This window comes from Pseudomonas sp. MF08875, from assembly GCF_059862525.1.
Genome location: NZ_JCBCUW010000089.1, coordinates 1 through 9,221 on the forward strand (window position 1 = coordinate 1; position 9,221 = coordinate 9,221).

A 9,221-nucleotide genomic window follows, 5' to 3' on the forward strand; every position below is an offset into this window, starting at 1 on the left:
TAAGCGCTTCGACTTCAAGTGTCCGATCGAGGTTATGGACGAGGTGATGCAGGAAGCTATGGCTATGCGGCATGATGCTCCAGCTTCAATTCAATAACCGTGTTGCACTCAGCTCCTGTAACCGCCCTGTGTAATTTCTTACATTGGCTCTATAGTGTGCATAATTTTTATGGAATGAATTGAGTATTTCTATAACCTTATCCAGCTGCAGTTGTTTTTTAGTGATATGAAGTTTTTTGGTCTCTGCCGAAGTATTGGTCAGCGCGACGAGATAGCCAAACATTCCAGCGATCAACGCTCCCATACCAATTTTCACGGCATCCGAGGCAATATTTATCCACTCCACGCTCCCTCCATTGCGCTTATCACGCCAGCTATTTTTGACACTTAGTCCATGCTTGGAGTACTGGCATGTCTTCCTATATGACCATCAGGCCCTCGCGCGCAAACACACATCCGAGACAGGCCTGCATCGGAGTAACATACGAGGGTTGTTTGCGCTTCAATGCGGTTTTCTTTTAAGTAACTTTCTTTAATCGGCCTGATCCACTGTTCGCGCCCATCCACATCGGTTGTTTCCAGAAGCACCTCATCTTCTTGTAGATCAAAGTGTTTGTGCAGTAGTGCCACGCCAAATCTGTCTATGCAGTTGTGCTTTTTCAATATTTCAAATATTTCATTTAGACATGGCAGGTCCTCATCGTCTATGGGTCTAACATTGTCGATATGGTTAATTTCACCCCACAGTAAAGAAATCATTTTATTTATCTCCACTATGAACGTTTAACTAGCGAAATGTTACAGATTTAATAGGGGTCTTAGTCTGCGAATCTTCATGGGAGACGGGACTAATCAGAGCCCTCGCTCTTGGATAACATTAGACGCTCGCGCGCAAAATTCCACCCATTCCGATAAGGCGGCGTATAGAGCCTTAGCGGCATCTGAGGTTGGCGCGTACTTATCTCTGTCGCAAGCCCATCTGGTGAACCGCTTCAGGGTATGCAGGCATCGTAGTCAGTGTCTGAGGGTCGGTTGAGGTCAATTTTGACTTCAAGAATCTAGACGTGGAGGGGAGGCCTCATGCCCGGCAAGACTTTAATTTCCATTGGCATGAGGCGCATGTTATTCGTGAACAGGCAAGATCCAAGTTTAAGCTTGTTTACTGATATTTTGCGGAGCCGATGAACTTAGAGAAATGCTCGCACCATATTTGGACCGTTGTAAACTCGTTGACGTTGACGCTTGCAGGAATGGTTTTCTTGAAATTCCCGAAGTTTTTCAATTCGCCAATCAGAATTGCTTCTTTCTTTATGTCCAAAAACGATTCTTTGTCGGTGGCTTGTTTCTTTGTCAGGTAAATTTTGTAGTCTGGACCAGGTGCTACATCACCTTTAAATACAATTTCGTTATCCGTAACAAAAAGTTGTCCATTCGCCCAGTGAAGGGCGTCGCTGCCTTTCTGATCTTTCTTGAACTCTCCGCTATACTTTGCCACCTTTTGCACTTCTTCAATTTCGGCGATGGTGGCGTTTTCTTGTGCTGTCAAAATCGGAAGTATATAGATCCCTAGCCCAACTCCCGCGCCAAACAGAGCCAGGTGGGACGCGAGCAGAATTATTTTTAATTGCTTTTTCATGGGTTGCCTCATACAGTGAGTTATTTGGTGTGTCCATCACAATCCATTAGTTCGAACAGGGTGCGGTATGTGCTGATAGCGATATTGTTAGTGGGGTGCTAGCTTAGCTACCATGACGGCATTTTTCAAGGTAGTTGTCGCGTCAACCGTCTAACTATGCCGCCATTTTCTCGTTCTGTTGCTCTCGATCCGGGTTCAACAACACGGTGCCGATCGGTTCCCAGTTACGCGTCCGGCCTGACCACCGCTCCGGTTTGTTTTCCTTGGCTCGTTCGTACAACTCATGTCGCCGGGCCAAGACCTGATGGTCCAGCCCTCGATGCCGCTCAGCCGGTGTGACGAACCGGATGCGGCTATGTCGGTGCTCGTTGTTGTACCACCGCATAAAATTCCTCACCCAAGCCCGAGCAGCATCCAGACTGGCAAAACCATCCAGCGGCCATTGCGGGCAGTATTTCAGCGTTCTAAACAGCGACTCCGAGTAGGGATTGTCGTTGCTCACACGCGGTCGGCCCCGCGAAGGCGTGATGCCCAGGTCGTACATCTTGCTCAGCAGCGTCACCGATTTCATCGGCGCTCCGTTGTCCGAGTGCAGCACCAGCGGTTCGTGTAAACACTGCTCACCGATCACGCTGCGTTGCAGCAGCGCGGCGGCTTTTTCACCGCTTTCCGCGTCGTAGACCTCCCAGCCCACGGCCTTGCGGCTGTAAATATCCTCGATCAGATAGAGGTAGTAATACTTTCCGCGTATCGGCGAGGGCAGATACGTGATGTCCCACGACCACACCTGATTGGGCGCTTTGGCCGCATGCGTTGTCGGTGCTGCGTGCCTTCTGGGCCGCTGGCTGCGGCCTCGATGTTGTTGTTGGCCTGCCGCACGTAGAACGCGATAAAACGTCGCCTCCGACGCCACATAACGCCCTTGATCGGCCAGCCGCGGCACGATCTGGCTCGGCGGCAAGTGGGCGTACTCCGGGCTGTTACACAGCGTCACAATGGTCTGACGCTCGACTTCGCTCAGTGCATTTCGCGGTGTTGGCCGTGTGACAATCGTTCGGGCATCGGCCTGGATAACCTCTGTTTCAGTCCAACGTTGCAAAGTCCGCAGCGATAGACCGATTTCCTGGCACGCCCTGATTTTTCTGGCTCCTGCCGCCACCGCGCTACCCAGCCAGGCAACGATTAACTGGCGCTCTGGCAAAGATGTTAGTTGTCCTCGTTGTCGTTCGTCCCCCAGTAGTCGTTGAGCTTTTTTCGCAGCACCAACAACGCGGCTGTTTCAGCGAGCGCCTTGTCTTTGCGGCGCAGTTCGCGCTCAAGTTCCTGGATGCGTTTCTTGTCCTTGCGAGATTGCTCGCGATCTTCTTTTTGCTGAGCCTTTGTCGATTTCTGGCCGGTGATAAAAGCTTGTCGCCAAGCCGTGATTTGTTCGGGGTAAAGACCTTTGCGGCGGCAATACTCGCCGAGGTCGATCTCGGACAAACCGGCGGCTTCAAGCACGACAGCAAACTTGGTTTCGGCTGACCAGTTCTCGGTCAACGGCTTGTTTTCGGACACTGCATTTCCTTCAGAACTGAGCTGCTTGCGCCAGTTGGACAAAGACATTTCGCTGACCCCTTCGCGCCGGGAAACCTCGGCCATCGACAGGTTCAGCGGGGGAAGCAGCATTTTAAGTAATGCGGCTCTGCGTTCAGGTGAATAGTACGGCACGACCAGTCTCTTTCCGCCCCCGATATGCTTTTTTAGGAAAAATCGGAGAGGCGACAACTATCCTGACACCGGGGGATGGGGTCAGACTTTTTCATGCCATCTTTTTTCATTGCATCCTTGGACATGGAATCCTTGCTCATGCTGTCGTGACTCATGGTGTCAGCAGCGAACACAGAGCCAGCGCCAACGGCCAGGCACAAGGACAGAACAACGGTAGTCAGCTTTTTCATGATGAAACTCCTTGAAGCTCAGTTTGCGGGTGTGTGAAAGCTTCAGGCTCCGTCAGCTGCCACCGAACCAGTTGTAGCCCTGGTCTTCCCAGTAGCCGCCGCTGTAGGTGTTGCTAACGAAAATCGCCTGGATGTGTTTGGGGTTCTTGTAGCCAAGCTTGGTGGGCATGCGCAGTTTCATCGGGAAGCCGTACTCACGCGGCAGCACCTTGCCGTCCCAAGTCAGCGCCAACAGGGTCTGCGCATGCAGCGCGGTGGCCATGTCGATGCTGGTGTAGTAATCGTCGGCGCACTTGAAGCCGACGTATTTGGCGTCGGTGTCGGCGCCGATGCGTTTGAGGAAGTCGCTGAAGCGCACACCGCCCCAGCGACCGATCGCGCTCCAGCCTTCGACGCAGATGTGGCGGGTGATCTGGTCGGTCTGCGCCATGGCACGTAGCTCTTCAAGGCGCCAACTGCGTTTGTCTGCGACCAATCCAGACACCTCGAGGCGATAACTCTCTTCCTCCATTGTCGGTGCTTCGTCGATGCCGTAGAAGGCATTGAACGGAAACGGACGGGTGATCATCGATTCGGGATAGGTCGGCGCCATGGCGTTGGGGTTGAATAACCAGCCCTGTACTCGGTCGTTCAAACGCGACATGGAGGACAATGCGGTATCAACGCTATCGGTATTGGTCAGATTGCATCCGGACAACATGGCCACGCCACCAAGCGTCAGGCCGTGCAGTAGGAATGAGCGGCGCGAACGGTCTTCAATTTGCGGCGCAAGGATCTTGCGGGCATCCGACAGGATCGAGGACTCGTCCAGATCAGGATTGTGAATGCGCTTTTTCATACGGGCTCCTTGCGACCGACAATCATGGCCAGCAGGGTTTTTGGTACCAGCGCGACCATCACTAGATGCACCGCCACAAACGCTACCAGCAGCGCCATCGCAATGAAGTGCACATGCCGCGCGGTGTCGTAGCCACCCAACAATTCACGCAGCAGCGGGAACTGCACTGACTTCCACAGCACCAGTCCGGAAACCACCAGCAGGGCGATATCCACCATGACAAACAGATAGGCAAAGCGCTGCACCTGGTTGTAATGGCTGAGGTCGGCGTGACCGAGTTTTCCGCGCAGGGCGGCCCACAGGTCGTGCAGTACTCCCTTTGGCGAAACCGGGAAAAAGCGCCGCTTGAAGCGACCACTGAACAGGTTGAAGGCCACGTATAGGAGGCCGTTGAACGCCAGCAGCCACATCGCCGCGAAGTGCCACTGCAATGCGCCGCCGAGCCAGCCCCCAAGTGTGATCGCGTTGGAAAACCTGAAATCGTAAAGAGGTGAAGCGTTATAGATCCGCCAGCCGCTGGTGATCATCATCAACACGGCCAGAGCGTTGAGCCAATGCGTCAGGCGTAGCCAGCGCGGATGAATGGGCCTGGGTGAAGCAGTGCGCTGCAACATGTCCGGCTCCCACTCGTTACTGAATGGGGCGGAGTATGGATGGCTGGGTTTCGCTAAATCCTCACGAAGAGTTAAACAAAACGTGATAACTCTCGGTCGATCCCCTCTGATGGGCGCATAAGAAAGTCATTGGTTGTGGGGTACTGCATGGATAGCACGATTGTCCGTTGCGTCGAACAAACAGCGGAGTAGGATTGGTTACAAGCCCGAATCGAGGTGATGTCTGTGGAAAAAGACGACATCCGGCGCAGAGTTATCGCTAGGGAGCGGGAAATGCTCGCTCAAGCCAAGAGCGACATTTTAGGATGCGGTGATTTCCTTCCCGTTAATCGGCTGGCGCAGCATTTCAACATACGTGTTGAAGCACTTACTCCGGCTTTAGTTAAGTGGGAGGCAGACAACCGAATTTTCTCGATCGATCATGAAGGCTGCAGCCTATTCCCCTGCTATGCATTTTCTACTGAACCGACGCTCAGCCCGTATCCAGAATTGAAAGGGATACTCTCAATTCTCTCCCCTACGAAAAACAGCGTAAGCGTCCGGCAAAGGCATCTGGCCCTAAGTCGGAAATTGGCGCAGCAGCCAATAGCTTCCTGTGACCATTGCCACTTCTTGAGGGATGGTGCGCGCGGTACCGCAATGCAACACAATCACAAAACAAAATTCTCCCTTGCTGAGTAGTATTACATTAGACGGGGATTTAAGAGGTTTCAGGTATTGCAGAGGCTATCGCTTCCGACCGTCTTCCGTCGCAAAATTTCATAAATTTGGATCAGTTTTGCGAGTTTTGCTACCAAATGCGGAGCGACAACGCCCGAGTGACTTTGGACGGGGCAGAATGGGGTGCGCTACGGGGATAATCAGGGTGTGGCGGGGGGTTACAGGAATTGTTAGGGGAAATGGGGGATATGAGGGGGCGCTAACTCCAGGGTAACTACTGTTCCGCGGATTAAATGAGGGGGAAAGGGGGTGTTTGAGAGGGGGATACAGGGAGACTGCGGGATTTATAGGGTGTCTCGGGGCGCTAAAGGGCGGTACGTGGCGTAGATCTACCCCATTGCAACCAATGCTACGAAAAACCATGTTTTGTGGATGATTTTGGGACTATGCGCCGGAATATTCATAAACGCGTCCACGACGCCACCTGATGTAATTACACCGGTTGCCACCGATGTGGTAGCAACGCCGCAATCTCACTCGCTCGCTGCGTGGGCAGCCGCGTCAGAACATCCTTCAGATAGGCGTACGGATCATGTCCATTAAGCCGTGCTGACTGGATCAAACTCATGATCGCAGCCGCACGTTTGCCGCTGCGTAGTGACCCGGCGAACAGCCAGTTCGACCGCCCAAGTGCCCATGGCCGGATTTGATTTTCACACCAATTATTGTCTATGGGCACGGCGCCATCCTCGAGATATCGGATCAACGCGACCCAGCGTTTGAGGCTGTAATCCAGGGCTTTGGCGATGGCCGACCCTTCGGGCACGAGTTCGCGCTGGGCAATCATCCAGGCGTGTAGCGCCTCGATTATCGGAGTCGCCTTTTCCTGCCGTATTCGGTGCCGCATGTCCGGCTCTAGGTCTTTTACTTCACGCTCTATTTCGTAAAGTGCTGCGATGTAATGCAGCGCTTTTTCGGCGATTTGGCTCTTGTTGGTCGCGTGAAGGTCGAAGAACTTGCGGCGAGCATGGGTCATGCAGCCGATCTCTGTGACGCCCAGATCAAAGCTCGCCTTGTAACCGGCGAAGTCGTCGCAGACCAGCTTGCCGTTCCAGTTGTTCAGGAAGGTTCGGGCGTGTTCACCGGCGCGGCTCGGGCTGAAGTCGTAAACGACTGCCGCCAAGTCGGCGAACTGGCTGGTTGCGTAGGCCCAAACGTAGGCTCGGTGGGTCTTCTTGGCGCCCGGCGTCAGCATCTGTACCGGCGTTTCATCGGCGTGGATCACGCCATGCTCGAGCACTGCTTCGCGCAGCGCATCCACCAGTGGCTGTAGCTGCACGCCGCAGGCGCCAACCCATTGCGCCAAGGTCGAACGGGCGATTGCCAGACCGGCTCGGCCGAAAATTTTCTCTTGTCGATACAGCGGCAGATGGTCAGCAAACTTGGCCACCATAACGTGGGCCAGCAGGCCTGCCGTAGGGATGCCTTTGTCGATGACATGCGCCGGTACCGGCGCCTGGATCAGCGTCTCGCACTGCTCACAGGCCCATTTCCCACGGATATGGCGCTCGACGGTAAACACGCCGGGGGTGTAGTCGAGCTTTTCGCTGGCATCTTCACCGATACGCTTGAGGACGCAGCCGCATTGGCAATGGCTGTTGTCCGGTTCGTGGTGGATCAGCGTACGAGGAAACTGCGCTGGCAGCGGCGCACGCTTGGGTTGCTGGCGCACTTTGGCCGCAGTCGGCGTCGGTTGCAGTGCCTCAAGTTCAGCTTCGATAGCCGCGATGTCGGTGTCGATCAGGTCATCGAGCAAGCTGGCTTGAGCAGGACTTAGTTGCTCGCTGCGCTTGGCAAACTTGAAGCGCTTGAGCAGCGCGATCTCATGGGCCAGTTTCTCGTTGACTGTTTTGTGATGGTGGATTTGCTTGTCCATCGTCTCGACGCGCTGCATCAACTGCGCGGCCAGAGCGCGCAGTTGTTCAGGGTTCAGTTGGTCGAGATTCGGGATGGAAGTCATGCCGCCGATTTTGCCAGAGAGGGCTTTGGGCGGCGATAGACTGATGGGCCAATTGCGCTGGCAAGCTGGCCATGGCAGAACTTAAAGCACAGTGATGACGCCGCCGGCACCGACTCTTTGCCAAGGTAAACCGAGTATCAGGGCCTGAAGCTGTTCTGCATCCAACTCAAGTTCCGAACCATGTCGCACGCCTGGCCAGAAAAAGCGTCCTTGGTGCAACCGACGTGCTGCCAGCCAGATGCCGACGCCGTCATGCACCAGCACTTTCATCCGATTGGCGCGGCGGTTGGCGAAGAGATATGCACAGTGCGGCTTTGCCGCACCGAACACGGCCACTACCCGTGCAAGCGCGGTGTCGGTGCCCGCGCGCATGTCCATCGGCTCGGTGGCGAGCCAGATGGAATCGATGCGGATCATCAGATTAATCCCCGGACGAATCGGGCACATCCCTCGGGATCGTTGACGGGCCAGTTCACCACGAGGCTCCCATGCTCGCTTGGCACGTCGATTCTGATCGATGGCTCGGGACGATCATGAACGCAGGGTTCTAGTTTCAAAGGCATAAAAGCGGGCAGGTTTTTACTGTCCGCGTCGCGATAAAGCGGAATCCATTTACGCACGAGATTGGCATTGATCCCGTGGCTCAGCGCGACGCTTGCGATGGACGCACCAGCGTGCAGACATTCCTGAACGACTTGGGCTTTGAAAGGTTTGGGGTAAGAGTGTCGTTGACGCATGGCGATCCGCTTAATAAGGCTAAAAATGGTGTCCACTTAAATAGGTGTCCACCATCGCCCTAAGCGTTGGGATCAGAAAGGTGTGTTGGCCGGACGCTTACAAAACAGCTGGTCGGTCGCATTCTGGTTTTATTCCCCGAATGGAGTGCTGGGAGGTAAACGCCCCCGAGATTTGGTTTCCACGGATGCATTCCGTGTTTCCTTGGCTGCACAACATGAGGTTGATGGGATCACTCATGGCTAGGTACACCAATTTATGTAAGAGGTGTTGGTACGAAACCTCCGACTCCGAAGGCTATACCCGGTTTGTACACGAGTTGACGTAGTGTCCAGCTGACTGGTGAGTGAACCGGCACCGAGACTGTAGGAATTCTACTGATTGTTATTCGGTGCGAAAAACCTCATTCCACTCAACGATCCGTTTGCATTTTTTTGATCAAAAAATGCATCAGATTTGACCAGCGCACTTTCACCCCATGGGGGCGCTTGCGGCCCCACTTCGGACGCCCCAACGCCCCGCGGATCTGGGCAAATCCAGATTCGTAAGATTCGATCATCAATATTTAAGAGGCCAATCGGTATCGTTCACCTCACACCAATCATGCCAGTGAGGAGCATGCCAATGAGCAACAACGTCGTATTTACACCGGGCGGCGGCGAAAACTGAGTGCAACACCTGACCTTTCCGGTACGGTGCTGTCCCTATGTCTTATTCCGAACTCAGCGTTGAAGAGCGCGCCACCATTCAAATCGGTCATGCCCAAGGTTTCAGCCTG

The 9,221-nt window shown here is 54.1% G+C and carries 11 protein-coding genes and 1 pseudogene; 2 read left to right on the top strand and 10 right to left on the bottom strand.

Going from position 1 to position 9,221, the window contains the following annotated elements; translation table 11 throughout:
• Positions 1 to 85: 85 nt before the first annotated feature.
• The 7 genes and pseudogenes from AC19YT_RS27575 to AC19YT_RS27605 form a co-directional block, all read right to left on the bottom strand.
• Entirely contained in the window at positions 86 to 346 is a 261-nt protein-coding gene (locus AC19YT_RS27575) for a hypothetical protein (RefSeq protein ID WP_047296649.1), read from the bottom strand.
• Between the two features lie 41 nt (positions 347 to 387).
• On the bottom strand, positions 388 to 759 hold the full coding sequence (locus tag AC19YT_RS27580; protein WP_052959448.1) for a hypothetical protein: 372 nt from the start codon (positions 757 to 759) through the stop codon (positions 388 to 390).
• A gap of 400 nt (positions 760 to 1,159) precedes the next feature.
• Positions 1,160 to 1,636, bottom strand: a complete 477-nt coding sequence (locus AC19YT_RS27585; protein WP_011711661.1) for a DM13 domain-containing protein — start codon at positions 1,634 to 1,636, stop codon at positions 1,160 to 1,162.
• 154 nt (positions 1,637 to 1,790) lie between these two features.
• Positions 1,791 to 3,346 (bottom strand): IS3 family transposase gene (locus AC19YT_RS27590; protein ID WP_087149576.1). Its coding sequence is split into 2 segments (ribosomal slippage): positions 1,791 to 2,884 and positions 2,884 to 3,346, totalling 1,557 coding nucleotides; the frame shifts between segments, so codons are not numbered across the junction.
• Between the two features lie 86 nt (positions 3,347 to 3,432).
• Positions 3,433 to 3,576: pseudogene (locus AC19YT_RS27595) on the bottom strand (pentapeptide MXKDX repeat protein); the annotation flags it as partial.
• A 52-nt stretch (positions 3,577 to 3,628) separates the two neighbouring features.
• Complete coding sequence (locus AC19YT_RS27600; RefSeq protein WP_047292637.1) at positions 3,629 to 4,414, bottom strand: molybdopterin-dependent oxidoreductase; 786 nt, start codon at positions 4,412 to 4,414, stop codon at positions 3,629 to 3,631.
• Positions 4,411 to 5,028: a cytochrome b/b6 domain-containing protein gene (locus AC19YT_RS27605; RefSeq protein WP_047292638.1), complete on the bottom strand. Its 618-nt coding sequence runs from the start codon at positions 5,026 to 5,028 to the stop codon at positions 4,411 to 4,413. The genes AC19YT_RS27600 and AC19YT_RS27605 overlap by 4 nt, the downstream gene beginning before the upstream one ends.
• Positions 5,029 to 5,253: 225 nt before the next feature.
• On the opposite strand from AC19YT_RS27605, the gene AC19YT_RS27610 reads away from it, so the two are divergent.
• Positions 5,254 to 5,709, top strand: a complete 456-nt coding sequence (locus AC19YT_RS27610) for a hypothetical protein (RefSeq protein WP_141232383.1) — start codon at positions 5,254 to 5,256, stop codon at positions 5,707 to 5,709.
• A gap of 472 nt (positions 5,710 to 6,181) precedes the next feature.
• Here the strand turns inward: AC19YT_RS27610 and tnpC are convergent, their stop codons facing one another.
• From tnpC to tnpA, 3 genes are all read right to left on the bottom strand, one after another.
• On the bottom strand, positions 6,182 to 7,708 hold the full coding sequence (gene tnpC / locus AC19YT_RS27615) for an IS66 family transposase (RefSeq protein WP_047292640.1): 1,527 nt from the start codon (positions 7,706 to 7,708) through the stop codon (positions 6,182 to 6,184).
• A gap of 81 nt (positions 7,709 to 7,789) precedes the next feature.
• On the bottom strand, positions 7,790 to 8,125 hold the full coding sequence (gene tnpB / locus AC19YT_RS27620) for an IS66 family insertion sequence element accessory protein TnpB (RefSeq protein WP_034149241.1): 336 nt from the start codon (positions 8,123 to 8,125) through the stop codon (positions 7,790 to 7,792).
• The gene (gene tnpA, locus AC19YT_RS27625; RefSeq protein WP_073665531.1) at positions 8,125 to 8,481 is read right to left on the bottom strand and encodes an IS66-like element accessory protein TnpA; all 357 of its coding nucleotides are present in this window, start codon (positions 8,479 to 8,481) and stop codon (positions 8,125 to 8,127) included. The genes tnpB and tnpA overlap by 1 nt, the downstream gene beginning before the upstream one ends.
• A gap of 668 nt (positions 8,482 to 9,149) precedes the next feature.
• Here tnpA and AC19YT_RS27630 point away from each other — a divergent pair.
• Positions 9,150 to 9,221 (top strand): helix-turn-helix domain-containing protein (locus tag AC19YT_RS27630; protein ID WP_146469857.1); only part of this gene is annotated, 72 nt, incomplete at its 3' end.

Bases quoted from the DNA above. Each gene is read 5' to 3' on its own strand.
- AC19YT_RS27585 (WP_011711661.1), bottom strand. From the start codon at position 1,636: ATGAAAAAGCAATTAAAAATAATTCTGCTCGCGTCCCACCTGGCTCTG.
- AC19YT_RS27600 (WP_047292637.1), bottom strand. From the start codon at position 4,414: ATGAAAAAGCGCATTCACAATCCTGATCTGGACGAGTCCTCGATCCTG.
- AC19YT_RS27580 (WP_052959448.1), bottom strand. From the start codon at position 759: ATGATTTCTTTACTGTGGGGTGAAATTAACCATATCGACAATGTTAGA.
- tnpC (WP_047292640.1), bottom strand. From the start codon at position 7,708: ATGACTTCCATCCCGAATCTCGACCAACTGAACCCTGAACAACTGCGC.
- tnpB (WP_034149241.1), bottom strand. From the start codon at position 8,125: ATGATCCGCATCGATTCCATCTGGCTCGCCACCGAGCCGATGGACATG.
- AC19YT_RS27605 (WP_047292638.1), bottom strand. From the start codon at position 5,028: ATGTTGCAGCGCACTGCTTCACCCAGGCCCATTCATCCGCGCTGGCTA.